The organism is Acidisoma silvae (assembly GCF_020618775.1).
GTDB classification, from domain to species: Bacteria; Pseudomonadota; Alphaproteobacteria; order Acetobacterales; family Acetobacteraceae; genus Acidisoma; species Acidisoma silvae.
The window spans coordinates 34,415-57,737 of record NZ_JAESVB010000015.1 but is presented as its reverse complement, the minus strand read 5'-3'; the positions used below and the strand labels follow the sequence as shown (position 1 = coordinate 57,737).

Here is a 23,323-nt window from a genome sequence, read left to right as displayed (position 1 = left end):
GTCTCGGCTCGGCCTGTATCAGCTGCCCGGGCGGGCGTCGTGCTCGGTCGGCACCAGCTTGCGCTTCCCGGAGCCGAAATCGCTCGCCATCGTATCAAGCTCCTTGACCACTGACGCAGGCACCACCGGGTTGAAGGCCTGCCCCGGCTGATAGCCGAAGGATGCGCCGGTGACGGGGGCGGTATTGTAGCCGTATTGCACGAAGCTGCCGAACAGCTTTCCGGCCTTCACCTGGTCGGCGACATTGCCGATCATGGACGGCCAGTCTTCGAGAATATTGGTGAGCACCAGATCCGGCGCGATCTTGGTCTGATCGTAGCCTCGGCCGGTGACATAGACATGCTTGTCTTTCGCCGCTTCCACCAGCCCGGCTTCCGCCGCATTGAGCTTGCCGGTGAGGACATCAGCCCCTTGATCGATCAAGGACAAAGCTGCCTCCTTGGCCTCTGCCGAATCTTCCATATCCTTGATATAGATGATGGTGACCTTGGCACCCGCCTGCGTCGCGCAGACGCGGAAACCGCCGGCCTGGGCGGTGATATTGGGTACGCCCTGCAAACCGTAGACGCCGCCCACCTTATGCGTCTTGCTCATGCGGGCGGAAAGCAGGCCGAGCTGGCAACCGAACTGGGCATTGTTCCAGTCGATCGACATCACATTCGGCGCCTGGCCTTCATTCCCGCTGACGGCGATGAACTGCACTTTCGGAAAATCGGGGGCCACTTCCTCCATGGCCGAGACGAAACGGCCGGAATGGCCGAGGACGATGCTATAGCCTTGGCTGGCATAGTCGCGCAGCGCGTCGCCTTCGTCGGCATCGGCGACGTTCTCGGAATAGGCCGTCTTGAAGCCGTGCGGCTCCAGGCTTTTTACGATGGAATAGCCGAGCGCGTTCCAGCTCTGGTCATTGATGCTGCCGGGCAGCAGGATGGCGGCCTTGTCATCGGCCAGCGCCGGATGCGCGCCGGCAAGGCCTAAAACGAAGGTGGCACCGGCGATCAGGACGCCCGCGCGATGAACAAGGCTCAGCTTAGGCATGAAAAGCTCCCGGGTTCTGGCTGTGACGCTGGAGTGATGGACCATCAGACGCGCAGAATGGCGGCGATCGGCGCTTCGCCCGGCTTGCACTGATGTTCCGTGCCGCCGGAGATGAAGATGGCCGAGTCACCGGTGACGGAGGCCAGCACGGCGCCGAGCGAGGCGCGGGCATGGCGTTCGTAATGAATATCGGCATCCGACAGCATGGTGGTGCGGCGTCCGCGCAGCATGCCGCCCGGTGGGGCTTCGGCTTTCGCGAAGAGCGCCACCAGTTGACTTATATCCAGCGCGGCATCGGTGTCGCCCAGCGCGCTCTGCGCCGCGCGGGTGACGGCGCCGGCATCCACCACATCCTGCAGAACGGCATGGCCGATGCGAAGATCGCCGCTGGCTTGGATGGAATTTCCAAAGAGCAGGATTTCGCAATTCTTCAGCTCACCGCCGGCGGATGTATTGGCGACGGAGGAATAGACATCCATCGCCTGGGCGATCATGCCGTCATGCAGAGCGCTCTCGGTGGCTTCGCCCAGCGCCAGCGCCACGCCAAGCGCCGTCGCACCGCGCGCATAGGGTTTCGATCCGTTCGGGTCGCGTGTCACGAGCCTGGCACCCCGGCTGTCGGCATCGGCGACGGCTGCGGGCGTCAGCAGCGGACCCTTCACCTGCACGTAATGGACGTCGCGCGGGTCGGTGATGCCAGCCTCGGCCTGGGCGCTCAGCACCGCTTCCGCCACCAGCCGCACTTCCGCCATGGTGCCGACTTCCTCGGGCGCCAGGTCGCGCGTTACGGCAATGCCGAGCGTCAGGCGCTTGCTGCGTCCGTCCGGCGCCGCGTCATCCGCGCCGCGTGTGAAGACGGTGGCATGCGGGCTCAACACGCCCTCGGTCCCGCCGGACCAGACGAAGGCGATCTTTCGCGTCACCTCATCCGGCGCAAGGCCCAGATATTTGGCGAGCAGCAGCGAGAAGGAGAGGGTGGCCAGGCCGCGCGTAAAGTCATTGGCGCCGCCATTGCCCTCCGTCTTGCCGATGACGGCGACAATCTCGCCCGGCACCACGGCGCCGTTTTCGATCAGCCGGGTCAGGCCCGCCGTATCACCGGGATTGGCCATGGCCAGCTTGTGAACACCAATGCGCAAGGCTCGTTCCTCCGTGCTGGTCCCGAAACTGGACGCCCTTGCTGCGGCGCGCAAACAAATTTGAAATCAATTTCACGATGTGGAATGCTGGGCCGTCTGAGGCTTGGCGGAGAGCGCGGCGTGGCACGCAGCAAAAGCACGGAAAACGAAGCAAAAAGCGCGCCATCGGGTCAGGGCGGGGTGCAATCCATTACCCGCGCGCTGGCGATTCTGGAGGAACTGGCCGGCTGTGATGACGGGCTGACCCTGACGGATCTCGCCCGCCGGGTCAGGCTGCCGCCGTCCAGCGCGCATCGCATCCTCACTACCCTCCAGCGCCGCCGCTTCGTGCGCTTCGAGCAGGCGACCATGTCCTGGCTGGTGGGCGTGCAGGCCTTCAGCGTCGGCAATAGCTTTGCCCGCTCAAGGGATAACGTGGCGCTGGCGCTGCCCCATATGCGCCGCCTGATGGCCGAGAGCGGGGAGACGGTGAATTTCTTCACGCTGGACGGGGACGAGGTCATCTGTATGGCGCAGATCCAAAGCCAGCAGATGGTGCGTGCCATCTCCCGCCCAGGCGGCGGTATGGGCCTGCATCGCTCTGCTGCCGGCAAGATGATGCTGGCTTATATGACGGAAGGGGAGGTCGCCTCGATCATCGGGCGGCGGGGCCTGCCGCGCTATACCGAGCATACCATCACGGATGTGGCGGCCTTGTCGCAGGAGCTCGGCCTCATCCGCGCCCGCGGCATATCGGTGGATAACGAGGAATTCGCCATCGGCCTGCGCTGCATCGCGGCGCCCGTTTTCGACGAGGCCGGGGCCGTCCATGCCGCGATTTCCATCGCTGGCCCCGCCGCTCGGATGACCGAGGCACGGGTTCAGTCGGTGGGCGCATTGGTTCGGCAATGCGGCGATGTCGTCACTGCCGAAATCGGTGGGCGCGCACGCGCGTGACCGTGGCGCATTCGCGCAGATTTGCCTGACGGCAGCGTGAGCCTCAGGAAACGTGAAGTCATGCCGTCTTCAAATCGCTTTGCGGCCGCACCTTATCCGCAGCAGTGCCGCAGTTCGCGGCATATGCGTGGAGAGCAAGATGAAATTTATTCCAATGGCAGCGATCGCGGCGACCATCGCCATCGCACCGGTCGTCAGTGTCTGGGCGGATTCCGATGGCGCGGTGCAAACCAAAAGCGCGGCTGTGGCCGGTGCGCGGGTCGGTTCGCCTGGCGTCAGCAAGAAGCCGACCAGCGGCACCGCCGGCGGCGGCATGTCCACCGCCAGCGGCAAGAAGGCCGGCGGTCTGTCGAAGCAAAACAAATCGACGCTGACCGGGGCCTCAAACTAAGTCTTCTGGCTGAGTGGTCAATGAAAGCCCGGTCGGGTCAGCGGCCGGGCTTTCGTCGTTCTGGAAAAAAGCGAGTTTCCGGCAGGAACGATAGCGGATCATGCTCTTTTAATTGGACTGGGCGTCGCTGCTGTCAGCGAATGAACTGGTCCACGAAGTCAGCGCCCAGACCCACGCTCTCGTAATGGGCGCGGCACATATCGATCTTGGTAAAGACGTCTTCATAGCCGATGTTGTTGCCCCATGGGTCGACGTAATACATGCAGCCATTGACCTGGAAATAGGTGATCATTTCCGCCACGCCCTCATCGACCACCAGCGTATGCGTCTCGCCCGGCGGTTCGAAAGCGTAGGATCCTTCGCTCGCAACCCAGTCATGTTCCAGGTAGCGCCAACTGCCCTTGAGAACGAAGGCATGAACAGGCCCGGGATGGCGGTGGCGGCTGAGAACGCCCGATTTGCGGACGCGCAGCAGATTCATCCAATAGCCGCCGGACCGATTGAGGCAGAGCGGCCGGAAGGACACGCTTTCGGCCTGGGGTACCCATAGGCGCTCATCCTCGGGAATGGCGGGGGCGACCACAAGATCGGGCAGAATGCCGCGGGGCTGTGGCTTTTGATAGGGCATGCGGCGCAGGGTTTCCGCGTCCAAAGCCTGGTCTTGGGTCGGTTCTGAACGGTCCATTGACGGCTTCCCTGGTGCTTTTTGGGGCGTGACGATCCCAGACTATGGGAATCATATCCGCAATACCGATACTGAGGCCCTGTCCCCTTCTGTCAACGCCGGCTGGGCTTCATGGGCCATTGCCGACATAGCGTCTGGCAGAAACAATTTTATTTTGAACGGGGCTGGCGCTGCTTTGGCCACAATAGCTATTGACGGGCACCGCTCAAAATATGAGCGTGCCAGCCCCCCCTCATGGGGGCTTGTTAATGGTCTACTAGGAAAACGTCATGGCGATCGGCAGTGTTAAGTGGTTCAACGCGACCAAGGGTTTCGGCTTCATTCAGCCCCAGGATGGCGGCGCAGACGTCTTCGTGCACATTTCTGCGGTGCAGCAGGCAGGCCTTTCCGGCCTGAATGAGGGCCAGCAGGTCAGCTTCGATGCGGTGAAGAACAGCCGCAGCGGCAAGGTTGCCGCCGAGAATCTGAAGGCTATCTAAGTCCAGACTATCCCCGGCGCTTGGCGAAAGCCGAGCGCCGGCTCTCTGGAGCACGTTCTTGCTTGATGAGAGCGTGGTTCACTACCGCCGTGAGAGGGCGGTGTCCTTCCCTTGGCTTGAAGATTCGAAGGGTCGCCGGGCGACAGCGATTGCCGGGGCTGATCCGGGTGGCGAGGCGGTTGCCACGACGGAAAAGCGTCGCGACGGCCAAAAGTGGACGAACTCGCTGTAATACAAGCACAATTATCCACCGTTCAACCGGGTTACCCACAGACTTATCCCTAGAAACTGGGGATAACACGCGGTCGTGCGTTCATGGCCTTCGGCCGAGCGCCAGCAAGCGCAGACCGATCCGATCGGGCGGAGGGTAGACGGCCGGGCGCGCTGATCGCCGCGCCAGTCACTGGATCACCGACTGCGATGATCTCTGATCTGAATCACGCCGGCCGCCAGAAGGCCAAGGATGGGATACAAAGAGAGCAGAAGCAAAAGAGCCCGAAAGAGGTTCATTTTTGTTTTTCCTCCACTTTTCGAGCGTGAAACTTTTCGACGGTTCTTTCTATATCGAACTGAGATGTCTCGCTGTTGTGATCGAAAAGATCGGCTTGGTCTTTTGCTGCGGTGCGACAGGCGCGATGCTTGCGCCAAGTATCTGCGCGCTCTGGACAAGCTTACAGCGTTGCCCTTCCTGATCGCGCATGTTTAGCTTTGATCATGAATGTCCAAGTGGTCGGCGTAATAATCAGCGACGGCAATCCAGATCCGGCGCTGTTCGCCGGCGCCGCCGGGCGCTGAGTGGCAATGCCGGCTGACATCGCAGCGGCGTTTCACTGGCTGCTGGGCCGCGCCGCCACGGCGGATGAGGCGCAAGCCTGGGCGGCGGTGCCGGAAGCAGTCCTTCGGGAACGGCTGATGGCAACGCAGGCCTTCGCGACAGCATTGCCATCGTCCGCCATCCGCATGCGCGACGAGCGTCAGGCGGTCGAATGGGACGTGTCGTTGGATATCGTGGCCGGGCTGCTGGCACAGGTGCAGGCGCATTGGACGCGGCTGGGCGAGACGATGCCGCATTGGTCGGTGGCGGCGGAGCCGGCCTTCCTGCCGGACCAGATCGATGGCAATCGGGCCGCGTTTCTGGCCTCCGGTGTGCAGGATGTGGCACATCTGGTGGCGATTTTGGCTCGCCATGGCTGGCAGCCGGGTGCTTTTCCGCGGGTGATGGATTTCGGCTGCGGCGTGGGGCGAATGACCGCGCCGATGGCGGATGTATTCGGCGCGGTCGCTGCGTGTGACGTGTCGCCGAGCCATTTGGCGCTGGCACGCGTCGCCTGTGGCAGCCGGGTGCAGTTCAGCCTGGTGAACGCACTGGATTTCGGCATGGCGGCGCCGTTCGATCTTTGGTTCAGCACGCGAACCTTGCAGCACAATCCGCCGCCGGTCGCGGCGCTGATCCTGCGCCGGGCGTTCAGCCTGCTGGCACCGGGTGGCGTGGCGGTGTTCCAGCTGCCGACGGCTCTGGTCGGGTATTCCTATGACAGTGCCGCGGCGCTGTCGGGCTCGAAGCCGGAGGAGGTCTTTCCGATCCATGTGCTGCCGCAGGCCGCGGTCTTCGCGCTGGCGGCGGAAGCGGGGTGCAGTCTGGTCGAAGTCCTGGAGGATTCAATCGTCTGGCCACCGACGCTGTGCCGTTCGAATAGCTTCGTCATCCGAAAGCCGCGAAGTTAGTTATCGGTTAAGCCCGGCCCTTGTCTAAAAGCGTTCGATGCTGACACCGCCGGGTGGTTTCTTTTTCTCAGTAATCAGGCGCCGCCCGCCCGAAGCACCCTGTTATGCCAGACTGGCTCATAGGGCTCCTGCCAGCTCAGGTGAAGACGGTCGTAAAATCTGGACGCAATTTGAATCGCTTTGGCACAATCGGTATATTCTGGGCGACCGGCATACGCGGGTCACGAGAGATTGGCATACGAAGAATGAAATTTCTTATACTGACCAAACAATCACCACCGTCGAAGCTAAATGAAAAAGGCGTTGCCCACCCAGGTGAGGAAACGTCAGTGGTAAGCTGGCCGCCGAGGAGCATCTGGCTTCTAAGGGGGATATCTTTCTGAATTTTATGAGGATTAAAGAATTGTTCCCGCATCATTAACCCACTGGGCAAAAGTGTAATCTGGTAGCCAAACTTAGAAACCATCGCTAAATAGGCAAGAATTAGGGCTGCTATTATCATGGGTTCGGAAGGCCTTCCCCGGAACGCAGCGCCAGTTGCCATTTCTCTAATCGGCCGGTCAAAATGCTTGCCCTTCCAACTATTGCAGCCGTTCTTATGTAAAAGGCTCCCTTTATATCTGAGCGGCTTTTTACACAGAAGGAGGTTCCCCGATCTAACGTTTGTGGGGGTGCTGGGATTTTGCCTTACATGTAAGGGATCGAGCTTTACAGCCTGCTGTGGAATAAGGTGTTCAAGGTCGAAATGTTCACGCTCGAGAAATCGACCGCATGTGCAGCACATGAGGAGATTGGTATCGAGTAAGCGTGGAACGTAACGAGCCAAGTCATTTCTCATAGAGAGCCAGAGATTGTCTGTTATCCCTGGCCGCATTACATTCGGCGCCACTTCCATCTAATATTGGTTCCTAGAGTTGGCGTGTCGGCCGATGGCCAGTTTGCAGGCAGCGCATTTGATGAAAATGCTTTTGCGTCCTAGACCGTGGGAAAGATGCCGTGACCAGCGAGGAGGCGCACAAGAGGTTCTGCTAGGGCTTTCTTAAGCCTGTTTTGAAATCCACCAGAACCGTATTGAGTCATATATCGAACGACCTTACCAAGTTCTTCATCATTCAAATCCACGGTTAGGTTTCCGTCAGCGAGCTAGGCTCGAAGCACCTCATGAAGCTTTTGGTGCCCACCCTCCCCATGGGGTTCTAGGAGATAAGCTGCCTGATCTTCTTTTAAAGTAAGAGTTACATGCTTGGGCTCTCTGGTCATATTGGCCTCCCTAAATCGTTCGGTTTCGCGAATCGCGCATTCCGATATTATTCTGGATTAAGAAGGTAGTGAGTCAGCTAGCCCCATTTGGGTTTAAAATGAGGGATCTCCTCACAAAATACGTACGTCCCGTTCTAAATCCCAAACGCAGCCACCAGGAGCGAAATTCTGCGGGCGGCGGGTCTTGGCACGCAGTTTTTCAGCAGGAAAATGGTCCAGCCACTTGCTGCGTAGCTGTGACACATCTCAACGTAGGCTTCGCTGGCCGTGTAAGGCGATAGTCTTTCGTTGCTGATAAAAAGCGAGGTTGCCAGCTATGCCGCTTGCAGGGTGTTTGTGTTACCGCAGTGAACGTTTAAACGTTGCTACTCGTTTCGACCATAGCTATGAGAGGTTTGGCGTCTCTAACAGAAAGTATCTCAATTAATGTAGTGCGCCCCAATGATGTAAGCTCTAAAAATTCAGAGAGGCCGCCTGTTGTCGATTCAGCTTGCTTCGATAGGACAAGACCAAGTCCAATAAAGTGAATTTTAATAATATCCAAATCACTTTGGTAAATAGAGTGAATATCGCGATCAGAATTTTCTCGTAACCAAGTTCTAAGAGAAATTGACACTACGCCTGGTGCAGATGGACGCATCAAAGAAGGACCAATCGCAGAAAAAATCTGAGACCATGTAAAGGACTCAACCTTGTCTCTCTTTATAAAACGCGTTCCGTTGTTGCGGTTGGTGATTACGCGGATAGTTGTGAGGTTTGAAAATGAAGCGAGGCCGTCAAGCTTTGGCTGGAGCAAGCTTTCCAGAGACTAACTTTATTCAGCAATTCGTCCTTTTCATTTCGTATAAAATTAATTTGAGATAGAAGGTCGCTGCTGGCGGCTGCATCGCCGCGAATCCAACCCATACGTGGGCTGTCAATGAAGGCGCGGCTGAGGGATTTTAGAACGCGGCTTTCCAATTGTTCGCGGTTGGTCCAAAATTGGACCAACCTTCCTGAAGAAACTTTTTTTCTAAAGGAGGTAAGTTGAATTTGCCTTGCGTTGTCGAGCTCAGATTTGTTTAGTGAGATTTCGCCGGGCTCTCCGTGTATAAAAGCTAAAACGGTCAGTCCCTGACTAACGGCGTAATCGTATTCAAGCTCGGTAAAGCTTATCCCGTCATCTGAAACCGATCCATAACGGCCACCGACTATCAAAACATAGTAGTCACATTCATCAATTATTTTCTTAATGTAAGAAAACTGATCTGTGTCAGCGGCGGGAAATAACTCCATCCCAGCAGGTATATGACCCAAATCCAGGACATTACGAATAGTGTCCTGGCGCTCGTCCACTAAATCCTTAAATGTAGACGAAACAAATATTTGATATTTTCTTTTATCAGAGGTCATTTCGGCTTCTGAGAGGTTTCATCTAGTAATTTTGCTAATAAGCTAATAAATGCAATAAATTCCAGTGCACGCTCGGGATCGTCATTAATGAAGCCGTGGGCTCTGGGATTTCTAAGGCCTGCAACCGCTCCGCTGAAGAGCATCATAAATCCCTTCTGCTCATCTTTATCAGATTGATCAGCAAGGTCGTTAAATTTTAACGCAGGATTTGAGGGGTTAAAGGCTCTTTCCATCAAGAATGAGCCATCTTGCTCTAATCCGCTTCTGAGCCGGACAAGAGCATTGAGAGCTTTTACTGACGCTTCGACCGCGTCTGCATAGTGGCCGCTTAAATACCGACTTGAAGCAACTCGAGCGACTTCTTTATGCAAATCCAGACCGCGATATGCTTGGATCGCTGAAGTTGTAGACTCCCCGGTTTGGCCGGTCTGCGGCAGCTTCTCTTCTAAAAGTTCTATAGCCGTCGTTAAGCGCGATTTTGCCTGATCGACTTTTTCTCTTACTTCATTGAGATTACCACGGAGTGACGTGTCCATACCGTCCCAAAAAATAGAAAACTGTGGCGCGAGCTTGCCAGGACTATATTCGTAATATTCTATGGAATCTGCTCCGTAGACGTCCCTAAGGGTCGAAGCGATCTTGTGGGAAAAACCCTCGAGTTTGGGCTCATCGTCGTTGGACAGCAAATTTACGTTCAACGCTTCCAGTTCATCCAGCCGTTTATGTAGCTTGGGGATCGCTGCACGAATCTGCATCTCTGATAATACCGCAGGATGCCGCGAGTTCGACCCCGCATTTTGTTTGGCCATTTGCAACCTCCCCACCCGATTCGCGCGGATTTCGCTCACGGGAATCTTATCGCCCCACGACCCAGCTGCAAAGTGTGCCGTCTACAGCGCGTCCGACGGGGCTAAACTCGAATTTTGTCTGAGTTAGTAGCTAAAGAGTTTTCTATGGCTCCACGAAGTGGGCCTAACTCTTTGAAATCCCTGGCGGACCCGGCGCGATTCGAACGCGCGACCTTTGCCTTCGGAGGGTTTCTTGGATGGATTGATCCGATTTGCCATCCGTTGATGGCGTCGACAAATATCGGAAATCATTAGAGATATGGTTTGATTGGCATTGCGGGCAGGTGATCTGATTTGCGTGAACCTGCTACCTATGTGTTACCTAGATAATCTAGGTAACGGGGAAAGCTGTGGCGGACCGGAAGAGAATAGGCGTTAGAGAAATCAAGGCGCTGCAGCCGAACGAAGAAGTATGGGACGCCACGGTAACCGGCTTCGGCGCCAGGCGACAAAGGAGCGCAGCGGTTGCTTATGTCCTTCTCTACCGGACCAAGGAAGGGCGGCAACGGCGTTTAACGATCGGGCGACACGGCGCGCCCTGGACACCTGACGAGGCCCGTGAGGAAGCGCAGCGCATGCTGGGCGTGGTAGCGCAGGGCGGCGATCCTGCGGCAGTTAAGAAGGCAAAGCGCTCGGCGGCGACAGTCACCGAGCTGTGTGACCTGTATCTAGAGGAAGCGGAGGCAGGCAGGATCCTGACAAGGCGTGGGGTCGCGAAGAAGTCGACCACGCTCGGGACAGACCGTAGCCGCGTCACCGCGCACATTAAGCCGCTCATTGGCTCGATGAAGGTGCCTGCCGTGACCCGGCAGGACGTCGAGACCTTCATGCACAAGATCGCTGAGGGTGAGAGCAAGGTCAGAAAGCCGACTGGCAAGAAGCGTGGATTGTCGAACGTCCGGGGCGGAAAGGGGGCGTCCAGCCGCACAATTGGACTGTTAGGTGCCATCTTCACCTTCGCCGTGCGCGAGGGCCTGAGGACCGACAATCCGGTGCGAGGTGTCGTGCGCTATGCCGACGGACAGAAAGAAAGGCGCCTGTCAGACGACGAGTACCGCGCCCTCGGTGAGGGCTTGGTGGCAGGTTCGGATATCTGGCCGCCCGCACTCGCCGCAACGTGGTTCCTGGCGCTGACGGGCTGGCGCAGCGGCGAGGCGATCGGGCTGCGATGGAAGGATGTTGACCTTACCCGCCGCACCGCGACCCTGCCTGACACCAAGACCGGCACTTCAATGCGGCCACTATCTCAAGCCGCCTGCAATGTCCTAGCGGCGCAGGATCGAAAAGGGGCCGATGCCCTCGTGTTTCCGCCGAGCAAGGGGAAGGGCACGATGTCGGGCTTCCCTGGGTTTGTCGCGAGGGTGGCGAAGCTCGGCGAGCTACCAGCCGACATCACCCCGCACGTGCTGCGCCACAGCTTCGCTAGCGTTGCGGCTGACCTGGGCTATTCCGAGCCAACCATCGCCGCACTGATCGGTCACAAGGGCATGACCATCACCAGCCGGTATGTGCACTCGGCGGATGCGGTGTTGCTGGCGGCGGCCGATAAGGTAGCGGAGAAGGTGGCGGGGATGATGGTTGCTAACCAACCGAATAGTAAGGCTTGATTTGGGTGTCCACATAGCGGCCCGCGGAAGGCGCCTGTAAGAGCCCCTGATAAACTGAGGCAGGAACGTTGTAGTATGTATAGTGCTTCCAGCCGTCACGAAACTGGATGACTAGCCGACGAGTTGTCGGGTCATAGTCAGCGCTCGCAATGGCTTTGGAGTTGGGGAAGGTCGGCATTTCTTTTTGCCTCAGAGATATGAGCTAGCTCGCTTCAACCTGAAGATTTTTGTTGTCGTCTACCCAAATCAGAAAATGCTTCTCTACTGCTGCGCAGCCATCAGCGCTTGCTTCGATTACAAGCTTGAGGGGAGCGTTCGACGCAGGAGGCGAAATATCAGTGGGACGACTACCCCATCCAGGCGCTATGGGAGCTGCAAGTCGCAGCAGTTCAGAACCTGGAGTGCCAGGTTGCGCCCCAACGATTTTGTCAAAGTAAGTCACGATACATACGTCAGCCGGTTGGCCTTTTTGAAGGGTAGATCCGGGCTTTAAAATTCTGAAAGACCCATCGGGAAGAGATGGAGAAGCGTTTTTTATGCGTACGACCGCGTTCGTGATGTATCCGTTGCCTGTGTTACGAAGTCGCACCATTCCTTCATACCGGTAGCCTCCGTGATCGAGCATTGTCTTGCGCACGGAGCCGCCGCTCGGCGCAGGCTCAAACTTTAATGCATCTCCTTTAGTATTGTCCGCATTCCCAGACACTTCCAATTCAAGATCAGAAATTTTCTCTTGTTGATCGCGATAAATCCAGTACGGCGAGAAGATTAATCTTACTAGCAAGACGCACGCTAGAATTATAACGCCTCCGTGCCAGCTGACATATTTGTCGGCAAACTTTGAATATGGTGCGTTCTGCGGCACGAATGCGACAGCGATAAGAAGGACGAAGAACACCGCTTGCGCCCAGTCCAGCGCCTCTGAACTTGCGCGGCAAATAACAAGCCAGAGGTATCCCCCAATGGTGTTGGGACGGCGGCTGGCTGTCCCCGAAAGTAAATTAGTCACGAGACCTTCCTCAACCTGACACCAGGCCCTTCGCCATTTTCCGCGACGAAAATCACGCCCGCGGCTTCGAGGGCCGATAGCCGAGGCTGTTCCTAGACGCGCTCACTGTGCCGCTCGTACATCTGTGAATTTAAAGATGAAGTCTGGACTATCCATAGAGCCGGCCTGGGTAAGGCTTGATTCCGTGATGCACGAATTTTGATCCGGCAAGAAACGGCCGCTGACGATAACGGGCCGAGATTCGTGCATGCTCGCTAATCCGTCGAAGAATGGCTCTGACGGCTTGATAAGAGTGTCGGAGCCCATGTCCGAGAGAGCATTGTTGTAGGTGTCGAGCTTGGTGTGGGGCCCTATGCGAACCTCCAGGACCCCAAGGCCGTCGTGATTGGAGGATAGCGTCTCGATCGTCGCCGGCCAGTCGGTCACTTCCAAAGAGGTGAGCAACTTACAGATTGCGGCGCTCCTACGGGCTACCTCTGCCCCTTTGGCAAAATCTGAAGAAGCTTGGTCATAGGCATCAGCATATTGCGCGACGATTGCCTCAAGGGCGCCGGCCGTCGGTGCCTGCGGTGTAGCATCGGTCGGCGGGGTGTCGGCTACACCGGCCGTAATTGGCGCATCAGCGGCGGGGGAGTCTGATGGAGATACCGGAGCAGCTTCGGCAACGCTGGGCGCTGCTTGGGCTGGCTCGCTTTGGCCGCCCGAACCGCCGCCTGCGGTCTCGTTTCGCATGTAGAAGTGGCTGGTGCAAAGGGCCAACTGCTCATAGCTCGTGGGCTGAGCACCCCCAGGCGGAACGGCTGTGCAGATCTGCTTTTGAGGTGGCGCTAGGTCATCCCAATACATCCGGGCGGTCTGCCAGAAGTCGGTTTCCTGGGGACTATTGTCGGTCTGATAGACCGGCATCGCATTTGGATCCGACGGCGGTGCCGACGCTGCGGCGGTAGCGGGCGCATTGACGCCGGGCGGACCCGGGGCGACTATTGGTATGGCGGGAACGGAGGGTGGCGGCGTGACTGACGTGCTCCCCATAGCGTGTTGCGCAGACGCGATCTCATAAGCGCTGGGCGCGTGCCATGGCGGCGGCAGCTGGGTGAAGGCATGGGCCTCGGTGCATTGGCCGAGGGCGGAGATGGCCGCGGAAGAGCCAGCAAGGTTGATCGAGCGGCGTGGGTGCCCCGGCTCGGCAATCAGCATGGAGCGGCCAGCGGTGAAGCCATGAAGGAACTGGGAAAAGTTTGACCCGTCGAGCGGGATGGCGATCGAGTTACCCGAAGCCATTCCTGTGAATGTTTGGAGGCCGTGATCGTAATAAATCTCTACACTTTGTGTCCCATCAGCGGGAAACGTGTAGGAGCCCACGATTGCCAATGTAAAGATGGTCGGCTGCGCGATGTCGGCCAATAGTTCCATAGACCATGAATTGCCCAGATCGGCACTTATGCCGCAGGTTGCCGAACCCGATGCTGACGGGGAATTCGTTTGCACCCATTGCGGGGGTGCCTGCGGCACAAGCGCCGGATCAGATGTCGTAGCGGTTTGGTCGGGCGCAGCTGGCGCAGGAACCGCGGGCGCGGCTGCTGGCAAGGTCAATTGCGAAGGTGGGAAATAGGCGCCGGATGGCGGGGCGCTAGCTGTTCCGGTCTGGGCGATCGCGACAACGGGCAGCGCCACTGTCGCTATAAGGGCTAGGCCAAATTGAAGCCGCATGGCCGCCTCTCTGTCTGAATGGCTATCTCACCACGCCGTAATTACAGAGTCGAGATGGTTTGCTACAGGCATCGCCAAAAAACCAGATGGTATCTACCCGAAACGTTTAGACCCGCTTGCGCAGCCGCACGCTCGGTTCTTTGCCATCTCCAGCGATGAACTCGACGCCGGCAGCCTCAGATCCCAGCCGCTCCGCCCTGACAGGCTGGGCACTTGCGATGGTGGAAGTCAGATCCGTTTGCGCCATAACGGGTGCCGCAATCCTGGCATTCAAGTTCCCAGATATACTGGTTGTGGTCATTTCCTGGCCGATCGGTGCGAGCAAGCAACTTCTGCCGGTTGCGGTTGAGATCGCCGATCTGTCGCGTCGATGTCGTCACACAGACAATCGTTCTTTTTGATAAAATTTTGCCCTAAGCTAACGCCGGTCGTTCATCTTAAAAAACCAACATTAGATTCTATCCAGCGCTGGCGTCCGGATGTCCCCCTTTAATCGACCTAAGGACGGGTTGGCCCCCAAAAACAACTCCTGCCTCCGTCGCACGCTGAGTGAATGACTTCAGCAAGAGATCATCGAGCGCCGGAGAAGCTGCGTAGGGGACATCTTCAACGTTGAGTGCAGGAAAGTTTAGAAGCGGAAGACCGTCTTTTCTCTCCCGATAGTCGAAAAGGGAACCGGCGTTAAGTCCACCGTAATATACTCGAAGCGACTTCTTGTATTTTCGAAAGGCAATTTTGCTAACCTCGCCGAACAGTATGTCGTCGCGAACGAGATAGAAAAGTCTGTTCTTGCTATATTCTAGCGCCGCCAATTCGCCCCCCGAGGGGGGAAGTGAACCACCTTCAGTTTCCAAAGAAATCGCTTGCTCGGCCGTGCCGGTAGCCGGGGGCTCTTGATAATCAGGAGGAGCCTTAACAACGTCCTTGGGAGCAAAACCCAGTCTTGCTAGCGCTTCGCGTGCTACGAACGCTTCCATAGCCGTCTGAACAATGTCTCTGTTTGCGTCGACAACCTTTTGAGTAAGCTTTCCCATCTTCTTACCCATTTCAGTTCGGTCTAGTACAAACCGAATGAAGTCATCTGGAGGGCTCGTCTTAAAGGCCTTGATGAGCTGAACGATTGACTCAAACATTAGCTTGCGTTTGGCTTCGGCCCCTACATCTTCAGGGTTGAACAACCCACTTCGGACCGCAGAAACGCCTTCTAGCGTCAAATCGTCAATCGATCCTGATTTTGCAATTTCTGAGAGATCGACGCGCAGAAATGCTACCTCATCCATCATGTTTGGCTTGTCGGAATCTGCATAAAGCTCATAACGCAGACCATCTGTAAGGATGCCGAGCTTCACGGTAGGAGAAGCATTGAAGTAGCTTCGAAGCTGACCGCGGTCATCCTTCATCGCGGCACCGACGCGTTTAGACTCAATGGCAATAACCGGTTGCCCTTGGTTCAGTATCGCGTAATCCACTTTGTTTTGATACTTGTCTGAGAAATCAGCGTGGTGTTCGGGTGAAACCTCATCAGGGTTTGTGACGTCATAACCCAGAACGGTGAGGAAGGGTTGCACGAGGGAAGCATTCGTACTCGCCTCCGATTCGACCTTGGGAGCACGATTAACCGCCAATTTAGCATGGGCGAGAATACGATTTCGAAACTCTTCTAGATCAGGAGACATTTTTGCTTCCCACCAAACGTCGCAGCCGAGCGGCGTTTTTAGGACTAAAGCGCCTTATGGATTATATTGCAACGAGAACGTATCGGTCATCTTGATTATAGTCTGCGCACCGCGGTGGATTATCCCAATTTCCTCAGCCGCACCCCGGGTCCACCGCCGTTCTCGGCAATGAACTCGACGCCTGCGGTTTCCAGAGCGGCGCGGATGGCGGCGAGGGTGGAGGCGCGCGTCTCCCCTTCCTCGGCCTCAAACCTCACGATGGTTCGCTTAGCAACGCCGCATTCTGCCGAAAGCCGATCGCGCGACCAATCCAGCAAGCCCCTGGCTGCCCGGCTCTGTGCGGGTGAAATTGCACTAATGGTGACTTTTTCCTTGCGCGGATAATGGCAAGTATGTCACCAATAGTGCCGTTCCGCAAGGAATGACGGCTGGACGAGGTGGTGGAACACCTCGCCCAGCCTAACCGCAACCCGCTTCTCTGAAGGAAGACGGATATGGCTGACCGCGCCTATACCACGCCCAGAAGATTAACCGCCACCGCCACCGGCGCGGAGACACCCCCGCCCAGAAGATCCGAATGCCTCGCCCATCGGACGGGCGAGGCCAGCCTCATGACCGGCCTATGGCTAATCGATAGCCTTCTCCTCGCCGCCGTCTTCACGCCCGGCGTCGTCACTGGGCTGTCAGCGTCCCTCGTGATGAGTGGGGGCGCGATATGACCGCCGCGAAGCCCCCGCGCGGGAGGAAACCTCCCGCAAGAAGACCCGACACCGACACCGTCGAACATCCATTCGCATTTCTGCCATTTGTCAGAAACCTCGATCCTCCTGGATCTGGCCGTGACTGGTGGACGCCTATTTCAACCGGCAACTACGAGCACGACTGCATTTTAGGTCGTCATCTTGGGCAGGTTGCCATCAAGACGATGCGGGAGCGCGGCCATTGTTACCTTCTGGCTTGGGCCGTTGAAGGCATGATTAAGCGCGGCGAGCGTAACGGTATCTGCAACGGTTTTTTGTGGGAGTTCGGAGAGGCGGTTTTGCGCGCGGGAGATCGGCCATGAGCAGATATCAGCATGAGGACTTGGCCACTCTGCAAAAGCGGACCTGGAAGGTATCTGCGCTTTCCAGCGCGCTTCGGGAGCTTTTGGAAGACCGTGAGATCGAGGACGACGGTCCAGTGCTCGGCGTGATTGAAACACTCGAACATGATGCCGGCGAGATTAACGAAATCATCAATGCGATGATCAACGGCGGCTCGATGCTGGAGGTGCGGATATGACCCGCGCAGAAGCCGAAGAGCTGATCCAGCGTGCGATCGATGAGCTTAACGCCATCGACGGCGATACGGACCTTGAGCCGGAGGGAGACTGCTGCGCCGCCGGCGATGACGCGCCGTTGGCAAGCGCGATACCGTGGCCCGAATCTGGGATCGGCGCCGATGACGATGCCGAGGACAGTTACGACCGGGAGGAGGACCATTGCGATACCGAGCCTGACGGATGGCCGATCGTCAACGGGCCGCAGGACGGATGCGAGATCCGGTTCGGAGACCGGCCATGACCCGGCACCGCAAATCCCCCCGCCGCGCCGATGCTCGCCTGCTCGAGCTTGTCGCCCGGTTTCGCCGGCTGCGAAAGCAGATGGATGTCTTGTGGCGCCGGGAAGAACTCTGCGCCGACGCTGACTGGGAACAGGTGAGGAATACCATCCGAGCGGAGACATTCGAGTTCGTGGACCGCTGCTGGGCCATTCGAACAGCCGTCGCAAACCTGCCCGCTAGGACGCCTGAGGGCCTGAAGGCGAAGGCTTGGCTTGCCCTCTGGGAGACCTGTGACGGCGCACCAGAGGAAGGGCCGCCCGATCACCCTGACGTGGCAATCGCTTGGTCCCTGGCGCGGGATATCGCGGAGAAGCGGCCATGACCCGGCTCGTCGCTTGTTTCATCGACACAATGCGGCCCGTCACGCCGGCTGAGCGGGAGGCGTGGGCCGTCTTCCTAAGCCTGCACCGTGACCACTGGCGGCCGGCCCGGACTATGTTCCGAAACGTATTCTCTGGCGTTGCACCAGCCGAGGCCCTGCTGGGGTTCCAAGTAGCAACCTGTATCAATGATCAGGATGTGACTCGGCGGCTGGAGGCCGTGCTGGTCGGGCTGGAGAAGGAGGCGCGGTCGTGAGTGCCGCCGTCTCCTTCCATCAAACGCCAGCATGCGTCATCATGCCATGGCAAAACTATGGGGTGCGCTCTAAGCGCAATCGAGTGATGGCCGACGACGACGAAGCCACGCCCAGCACGGAATGGTCGCTGCCTACGCTTCCAGAACCTGAAGGTTCTTCGGAAAGCTTCGCGGCTTATGTCGAGCGCGTCATTTTTTCCGCTCTACTCCGCCCGGCAGCCAGGCGGGCACGAGAGGTAGGCATATTTCTGCCTGCCCACTTCACGCTCCGATCAGTCTGCGCTCTGCACGAAGGTGCCGATTATGTTCACACGCGGGCCGCCGATTACCTTCGACCGGTATTGGATCATCTGTGGCTAGCGAACCATCCGGGGCGGCTGCCTCTAGCGGTGCGGATGGCCAAGCTGAAACCGATCGATCTAGATTTTGAAGCATCCGATCCTGTGATCGAGCCGCCGGACTTTGCCGCATGGCGGCTCGCAGCACTCCGGCGAGATCTCCTCATGGCGGCATTATGCGAGAAGCTGCGAGCGGGCGAGTTCCTTTGTACGGGCATAGCGCCAAATGACCTTACAAGGACGCCGATCGCTATTGGGCAAGCGTGGTGGGGAGATGACAGTTTTCACGTCAATGCCCGCCAGGGTGAGAGCGCGGCCGACTCCGCGGCGGTGATGCCGCCTCTTCGCGGTTTCATGCTTCGGAGCGCGGCGGCAGTCATGAGCTCTGCATTGGTGCCCACTGCCGGCAATGAACTGAAGGCGCCAAGCCACCGTATGCTGGCTGCGTTAGAGGAACTGCTGGCAAGTGGCACGACCTTCAGGGACGTGACGGAAGCGCATAGCGCCGTGATGCGACATCTAGAAATCAAAGATGCCCCTCGGGGCTATACCTACAAGAACTTCTACAGGTTAGCCGCCGGCAGATTGAGGCGGGACTAGAGTTCTAATCTTCTAAAGTTCTAATTGGAACTCAATTAGAACTTGAGAACTCGCTTTCTCAATAACCAACATTCATCTTGCCCCTGCAACGCGAAATAAATCGCAACAGGGGATGTAGATGCACATCGTAGAGAACATCGAAATGGAGAAGACGGTCGTTATTCCGGCCAATCCCGACGCGCGCCTGACGCGTGACGAGGCGGCGAAATTTCTGACGGATTTGGGATTTCAGACGAAGCCCGCGACGCTGGCGACGATTGCCACTCGTGGCGGTGGCCCGACGTTTCAGCATTTTGGGAAGCGCCCGCTGTATCGCCGGGAGGATTTGCTGGCCTGGGCGCATTCGAAGCTGAGCGCGCCGAAGCACAACACGAGCTGCAACTAGAAACCGCCGCCAGGGTCACGACTCCCTAGCGGCGGCACATTCATAGGCATCAGACGACCACACGCCTGATGTAGCGGATGTGTCCCCGGGGATCAAGATCTTTGGCGCCCTCGATGAGGTCGACCGATGTCATTTGATAGTTATTCCGCCTTCAAGAAGTCCGATCCGTTCGCTAATCCGCGCTTCATTCGTCCGAATTTGGAGCGTGACTATAGCCCGGCCGAGCTTGATCGGTTGGCGGATGCGGAGCTTGCCCACGGGCACGTCGCTCGTGCCGAGCAGCTGGCCTGGCGTGCGGCCGCTCTGCGGGAGGCGCGCGCATGAGCGGAACGATCAATCGCGCCGCGCAGGTGACGCACTGCCGCACTCTGGTGGAACGGGCAACCCGGCAGGTCGAGGCGCTTCTGCGCCAGACCGATGCCGATGACGCAAATGGGTTTGCGCTTCCGCTGATGATGCATTTGATCGCAGAAATTCTGGTCGACAAGCATGGCGATGATGGGATTGGCGTTTTTCTCAGCGCTGCCCATTTCGCAGCTGGGCAGATTTCCAAAAGCGACCGCCTGACCGAACCGAAGGTGGAGGCGCCAATTGAGTGATTTTATCACCGTCTTACGCTGCGCGGCGACCCTGCGCCTGGCGAAGCTGATCACTCAGGACGCAATTGTGCCATATGATAACACGAAGACCTATGACGCCTGGACGTTCCCGATCTCTGACATCGAAGCGCTGCGGGCAATTCTGGCCCGCTTGATCTCGGCTCCACGCTGCTGCGTCGTCCGCGGAGAACTGATCGATGGGCCTGTGGTCAAGCGCATCGTGCGCCGCGTCTACCCTGATGCAGATACAGGGGAAGTCCCGACGCTCAGGGACGTGCCGCGCCGCTGGCTGGCGTTGGACATGGAAGGGATCGACCGGCCTGACGCCGTGGTTGCCGCAGACATTGAGGCATGCGCCCGTATCGCCATTTCCCGGCTGCCGAATGCTTTCCACGGTGCCGGCTGCGTAGCTCAAGCGACTGCTGGGCATGGCATCAAGACCGGTATCCGCCTTCGGCTCTGGTTCTGGCTCAGCCGGCACACGACGGGGATGGAGTTGAAGCAGTGGCTCAAAGGTCATCCGGCAGACCCGGCCATCTTCGGCGCCGCACAGCCGATCTTTACTGCGGCGCCTGTCTTTGCGCAGGGAATGACTGATCACATTTCTGAGCGGCTGGTGATGTTGCCCGGCGCTGAGATAGTCGAGGTGCCGCCCCCCGAGGCCCTGGCGCCACCGCCGCGCCCTGCGCCCAAGCCGCTGCCGGAAACGAACAGCCTTGCAGCCAGTAAGTATGCGATGGCTGCGCTGAGAAACGCAGCCAGCCGTGTGATCAACGCCCCTGTCGCCAGCCGGCACCCGACGTGCCGGTCTCAGACTATGAGCTTGGCGCGCCTCGTAGACGCGGGGTTGCTGGCCCGCAGCGACGTCGAAGCCGTCATGATCTCGGCACTGGAGCAGGCAGGGAAGCCACGGCGTGAAGGCGAGCGGCTTGTTGCCTGGGCTCTGGATCATGCTTCCAGCACGCCGTTGCCGGAAGGGGTCGCCTGATGGACGCCATTTTCTCAGATCCCGAAGACGTCGCAGACTTCGTCAAAAAGGCTGGCGCTCCAGCCGCGCCTAAAGACTGTGACGCAGAAACCCTTGCTGTGGTGAAGCGTCTGAACAAGAAATACAGTCTCGTCAACGAGGGCGGAAAAGCCGTCATCTTCCAGACTGCTTACGACCCGCTGCTGAAGCGCCGCCGTATTGATCGTCTTTCATCGCGCGATCTCCAGACGCTCTATTTGAATGAGAAGGTCGAGACCGGGGTCGATGATCAGAAGCGGCCTGTCTACAAGACCGTAGCGAATATCTGGCTCAACCATCCCGAACGCCGCCAGTTCATCGATGGCGTGACCTTCGATCCTACGACCACGAAATCCGAAGCCGGTGTGCTCAACCTCTGGGAAGGTTTCGCTATTACGCCGGCGCTAGGCGATTGGTCTCTGCTGCGGTCACATATTCACCAAATCATCTGCGACGGTGACCGCGGGCATTTCGATTACCTCATGGGTTGGATGGCCCGCATGGTGCAGCGCCCAGCCGAGCAGGGCGAAGTCGCTGTTGTGATGAAGGGCGGTGAAGGCACCGGAAAGGGCACGCTCGCCAAAGCGCTCCTCAAGATCATGGGTCAGCACGGCATCGCCATTAGCAACGCAAAGCATCTCACCGGAAACTTTAATGGCCACCTCCGCGACGCCATCATGCTCTTTGCGGATGAGGCGTTCTTCGCGGGCGATCGCGCGCATGTGGGTGTGCTGAAGTCGATCATCACCGAGCCCTATCTGACGGTCGAGGCGAAGTTTCAAAATGCTGTCCAGATGCCCAACTTCCTGCATCTGATGATGGCTTCGAATGAGGAATGGGTGGTGCCGGCATCGCTGGATGCACGACGGTTCTTCGTGCTTGAGGTGGTCGATGCCGCCAAGAACAACCACGAGTATTTCGCCGCGATCTGGGCGCAAATGGAAGCTGGCGGTTATGGTGCCATGCTTCATGATCTGCTCGCGCTGGATCTCACGCACTTCAACGTCCGCGCCGTGCCGGTCACTGAAGGCCTCCAGCAGCAGCGCAAGCTCAGCCTGCCAATACCCGAGGCCTGGTGGCAAGACTGCCTAGCCCGCGGTTATGTCTTTCGGTCGCGCCTCGGCCTGGAGAAGCACTTTGCTCAGTGGCATGATGTCATTTCGACCGAGCTGCTTTTCGCCAGCTACGCCGAGTTCGCCAAAGAACGGCACGAGCGACGTCCGATGACCCGAGAGCAATTCGGGCACTTCATGCGCCGGATGGGCGGCAATCCCGTTCGGCCGCGCAAGGGTTTTGGCGGCGAGCACATCGTCGATGAGACGAATGCGTTCGGGGGCTCTGCGAGGACTGCCAAGCCGATCGAGATGACACGACCCTTTAGCTACAAGACAGGCAATCTCGGGGATGCGAGAGCAGCATTCTGCGAGGCAACGAAACTGGAAGTGACATGGGGAACTGACGAGATGTTTCCAGAGGCCGCAGAATGACCGGTCTGAGCCCAGACCATGGTCTGGGTTCGTTGGAAAAATCTTCAATGATTTCAACGTGCGGTCTGGGTGGTCTTGGTGGACGGGGTGTTTTTCGACAAATCGCTGAACATCGATTTACCCCCATCTCATCACGACGGTGTTTTTACACGTATGGTTCTATTTCCACCCAGACCACCCAGACCGGTATAGATATAATCAGCAAATTTCATGACCTGGGTATATTTTGAACACAGACCACCCAGAGCAGCGCCTAGGCTCATTCACATCCAACGTAGACTTGGCCAGCTACGAAGCCGACGAACGCGACGCCATTCAACGCGAAGCCGGACTGGCGACACGTCAGACGATCCCGAACAGTCGGATGGTGCCGGGGCTGATCCGGACCGCAGATCGTATTTACGCGACGAACGCTTCGGCTTGTTCTGGGGCCGGCATCATGAATGCGGGGAGGGCAGGTGTTTGCTCTTTCGGCTCACCAACGGACTTCAAGAAGTCACATGAGACGCAGACCAGCACGTCTGACGACACAAGGTGCGGCCCGCTCATCATGACCCACAGGGGATCAGAGCAATGAGGACAGGTGTGAACGAAGTCCATTCGATCTACCCAATAGGTTGCAAGCAGGGCAGCCATCACCCAAAAGACGCACATCTTCAATCGTTCTTAATGCTGAGAAACGGCGATTTTCTGTCGATTTTGAAGGGTGTGTCTTTGGAGCCACGGTGTCGGTGCCTGCAAGACCCCAGCCGGCGAAGCCGGGATGCATCGCGGTGGTGACGAATGACACTGCAGGCGGCGAGGTGGCCGCGATGACCGTCACCAGCGCGACAGC

The 23,323-nt window shown here is 58.0% G+C and carries 28 protein-coding genes; 17 read left to right on the top strand and 11 right to left on the bottom strand.

Annotated elements, in window-relative coordinates; genetic code table 11:
• Positions 1–18: 18 nt before the first annotated feature.
• Entirely contained in the window at positions 19–1,038 is a 1,020-nt protein-coding gene (locus ASILVAE211_RS20730) for a BMP family protein (protein WP_227323273.1), read from the bottom strand.
• Positions 1,039–1,082: 44 nt separating this feature from the next.
• Complete coding sequence (gene atzD / locus ASILVAE211_RS20725) at positions 1,083–2,177, bottom strand: cyanuric acid amidohydrolase (RefSeq protein WP_227323272.1); 1,095 nt, start codon at positions 2,175–2,177, stop codon at positions 1,083–1,085.
• A 120-nt stretch (positions 2,178–2,297) separates the two neighbouring features.
• Between atzD and ASILVAE211_RS20720 the strand changes: the two genes are divergently transcribed.
• Complete coding sequence (locus ASILVAE211_RS20720; RefSeq protein WP_227323271.1) at positions 2,298–3,113, top strand: IclR family transcriptional regulator; 816 nt, start codon at positions 2,298–2,300, stop codon at positions 3,111–3,113.
• A 139-nt stretch (positions 3,114–3,252) separates the two neighbouring features.
• Positions 3,253–3,504 carry a hypothetical protein gene (locus tag ASILVAE211_RS20715; RefSeq protein WP_227323270.1) on the top strand — a complete coding sequence of 84 codons (252 nt, stop codon included), beginning with the start codon at positions 3,253–3,255 and terminating at the stop codon, positions 3,502–3,504.
• Between the two features lie 133 nt (positions 3,505–3,637).
• On the opposite strand, the gene ASILVAE211_RS20710 is transcribed toward ASILVAE211_RS20715, so the two are convergent.
• The gene (locus ASILVAE211_RS20710; RefSeq protein ID WP_227323269.1) at positions 3,638–4,189 is read right to left on the bottom strand and encodes a 2,4'-dihydroxyacetophenone dioxygenase family protein; all 552 of its coding nucleotides are present in this window, start codon (positions 4,187–4,189) and stop codon (positions 3,638–3,640) included.
• Between the two features lie 269 nt (positions 4,190–4,458).
• On the opposite strand from ASILVAE211_RS20710, the gene ASILVAE211_RS20705 reads away from it, so the two are divergent.
• Positions 4,459–4,668, top strand: coding sequence for a cold-shock protein (locus ASILVAE211_RS20705; RefSeq protein WP_227323268.1), 210 nt, complete (start codon positions 4,459–4,461; stop codon positions 4,666–4,668).
• A gap of 801 nt (positions 4,669–5,469) precedes the next feature.
• Complete coding sequence (locus ASILVAE211_RS20700) at positions 5,470–6,393, top strand: class I SAM-dependent methyltransferase (protein WP_227323267.1); 924 nt, start codon at positions 5,470–5,472, stop codon at positions 6,391–6,393.
• 136 nt (positions 6,394–6,529) lie between these two features.
• Here the strand turns inward: ASILVAE211_RS20700 and ASILVAE211_RS20695 are convergent, their stop codons facing one another.
• The 3 genes from ASILVAE211_RS20695 to ASILVAE211_RS20685 all read right to left on the bottom strand — a co-directional run bounded on the left by ASILVAE211_RS20695 (position 6,530) and on the right by ASILVAE211_RS20685 (position 9,854).
• Complete coding sequence (locus tag ASILVAE211_RS20695) at positions 6,530–6,895, bottom strand: hypothetical protein (RefSeq protein ID WP_227323266.1); 366 nt, start codon at positions 6,893–6,895, stop codon at positions 6,530–6,532.
• A gap of 1,493 nt (positions 6,896–8,388) precedes the next feature.
• The gene (locus ASILVAE211_RS20690; protein WP_227323265.1) at positions 8,389–9,045 is read right to left on the bottom strand and encodes a DUF4062 domain-containing protein; all 657 of its coding nucleotides are present in this window, start codon (positions 9,043–9,045) and stop codon (positions 8,389–8,391) included.
• Positions 9,042–9,854, bottom strand: coding sequence for a TIGR02391 family protein (locus ASILVAE211_RS20685; protein WP_227323264.1), 813 nt, complete (start codon positions 9,852–9,854; stop codon positions 9,042–9,044). The genes ASILVAE211_RS20690 and ASILVAE211_RS20685 overlap by 4 nt, the downstream gene beginning before the upstream one ends.
• A gap of 389 nt (positions 9,855–10,243) precedes the next feature.
• Here ASILVAE211_RS20685 and ASILVAE211_RS26390 point away from each other — a divergent pair, with 389 nt between their 5' ends.
• On the top strand, positions 10,244–11,500 hold the full coding sequence (locus ASILVAE211_RS26390) for a tyrosine-type recombinase/integrase (protein ID WP_227323263.1): 1,257 nt from the start codon (positions 10,244–10,246) through the stop codon (positions 11,498–11,500).
• Here ASILVAE211_RS26390 and ASILVAE211_RS26520 read toward each other — a convergent pair.
• The 5 genes from ASILVAE211_RS26520 to ASILVAE211_RS20655 form a co-directional block, all read right to left on the bottom strand.
• Positions 11,475–11,678, bottom strand: a complete 204-nt coding sequence (locus tag ASILVAE211_RS26520; RefSeq protein WP_227323262.1) for a KTSC domain-containing protein — start codon at positions 11,676–11,678, stop codon at positions 11,475–11,477. The genes ASILVAE211_RS26390 and ASILVAE211_RS26520 overlap by 26 nt on opposite strands.
• A gap of 24 nt (positions 11,679–11,702) precedes the next feature.
• Positions 11,703–12,509, bottom strand: coding sequence for a hypothetical protein (locus ASILVAE211_RS20670; protein WP_227323261.1), 807 nt, complete (start codon positions 12,507–12,509; stop codon positions 11,703–11,705).
• 102 nt (positions 12,510–12,611) lie between these two features.
• Entirely contained in the window at positions 12,612–13,922 is a 1,311-nt protein-coding gene (locus ASILVAE211_RS20665) for a hypothetical protein (protein ID WP_227323260.1), read from the bottom strand.
• Positions 13,923–14,677: 755 nt separating this feature from the next.
• Positions 14,678–15,895: a type I restriction endonuclease gene (locus tag ASILVAE211_RS20660; protein WP_227323259.1), complete on the bottom strand. Its 1,218-nt coding sequence runs from the start codon at positions 15,893–15,895 to the stop codon at positions 14,678–14,680.
• A gap of 119 nt (positions 15,896–16,014) precedes the next feature.
• On the bottom strand, positions 16,015–16,245 hold the full coding sequence (locus tag ASILVAE211_RS20655; RefSeq protein ID WP_227323313.1) for a helix-turn-helix domain-containing protein: 231 nt from the start codon (positions 16,243–16,245) through the stop codon (positions 16,015–16,017).
• A gap of 144 nt (positions 16,246–16,389) precedes the next feature.
• On the opposite strand from ASILVAE211_RS20655, the gene ASILVAE211_RS20650 reads away from it, so the two are divergent.
• The 12 genes from ASILVAE211_RS20650 to ASILVAE211_RS20595 all read left to right on the top strand — a co-directional run bounded on the left by ASILVAE211_RS20650 (position 16,390) and on the right by ASILVAE211_RS20595 (position 22,488).
• Complete coding sequence (locus tag ASILVAE211_RS20650; RefSeq protein WP_227323258.1) at positions 16,390–16,614, top strand: hypothetical protein; 225 nt, start codon at positions 16,390–16,392, stop codon at positions 16,612–16,614.
• A complete protein-coding gene (locus ASILVAE211_RS20645) occupies positions 16,611–16,958 on the top strand; it encodes a hypothetical protein (protein WP_227323257.1) in 348 nt (115 codons plus the stop codon). The genes ASILVAE211_RS20650 and ASILVAE211_RS20645 overlap by 4 nt, the downstream gene beginning before the upstream one ends.
• The gene (locus tag ASILVAE211_RS20640; protein WP_227323256.1) at positions 16,955–17,176 is read left to right on the top strand and encodes a hypothetical protein; all 222 of its coding nucleotides are present in this window, start codon (positions 16,955–16,957) and stop codon (positions 17,174–17,176) included. Before ASILVAE211_RS20645 ends, ASILVAE211_RS20640 begins: the two co-directional genes overlap by 4 nt.
• Positions 17,173–17,457, top strand: coding sequence for a hypothetical protein (locus tag ASILVAE211_RS20635; RefSeq protein ID WP_227323255.1), 285 nt, complete (start codon positions 17,173–17,175; stop codon positions 17,455–17,457). The genes ASILVAE211_RS20640 and ASILVAE211_RS20635 overlap by 4 nt, the downstream gene beginning before the upstream one ends.
• A complete protein-coding gene (locus tag ASILVAE211_RS20630) occupies positions 17,454–17,819 on the top strand; it encodes a hypothetical protein (protein ID WP_227323254.1) in 366 nt (121 codons plus the stop codon). The genes ASILVAE211_RS20635 and ASILVAE211_RS20630 overlap by 4 nt, the downstream gene beginning before the upstream one ends.
• A complete protein-coding gene (locus ASILVAE211_RS20625) occupies positions 17,816–18,073 on the top strand; it encodes a hypothetical protein (protein WP_227323253.1) in 258 nt (85 codons plus the stop codon). Before ASILVAE211_RS20630 ends, ASILVAE211_RS20625 begins: the two co-directional genes overlap by 4 nt.
• Positions 18,070–19,011 carry a hypothetical protein gene (locus ASILVAE211_RS20620; protein WP_227323252.1) on the top strand — a complete coding sequence of 314 codons (942 nt, stop codon included), beginning with the start codon at positions 18,070–18,072 and terminating at the stop codon, positions 19,009–19,011. Before ASILVAE211_RS20625 ends, ASILVAE211_RS20620 begins: the two co-directional genes overlap by 4 nt.
• Before the next feature lie 118 nt (positions 19,012–19,129).
• Entirely contained in the window at positions 19,130–19,396 is a 267-nt protein-coding gene (locus ASILVAE211_RS20615) for a DNA-binding protein (RefSeq protein WP_227323251.1), read from the top strand.
• Between the two features lie 126 nt (positions 19,397–19,522).
• A complete protein-coding gene (locus ASILVAE211_RS20610) occupies positions 19,523–19,720 on the top strand; it encodes a hypothetical protein (RefSeq protein WP_227323250.1) in 198 nt (65 codons plus the stop codon).
• A complete protein-coding gene (locus ASILVAE211_RS20605) occupies positions 19,717–19,995 on the top strand; it encodes a hypothetical protein (RefSeq protein ID WP_227323249.1) in 279 nt (92 codons plus the stop codon). The genes ASILVAE211_RS20610 and ASILVAE211_RS20605 overlap by 4 nt, the downstream gene beginning before the upstream one ends.
• Positions 19,988–20,983 (top strand): hypothetical protein, encoded by a 996-nt coding sequence (locus ASILVAE211_RS20600; RefSeq protein ID WP_227323248.1) that lies wholly within the window; start codon positions 19,988–19,990, stop codon positions 20,981–20,983. Before ASILVAE211_RS20605 ends, ASILVAE211_RS20600 begins: the two co-directional genes overlap by 8 nt.
• Positions 20,983–22,488, top strand: coding sequence for a primase-helicase family protein (locus ASILVAE211_RS20595; RefSeq protein ID WP_227323247.1), 1,506 nt, complete (start codon positions 20,983–20,985; stop codon positions 22,486–22,488). Before ASILVAE211_RS20600 ends, ASILVAE211_RS20595 begins: the two co-directional genes overlap by 1 nt.
• Positions 22,489–23,323 lie beyond the last annotated feature (835 nt).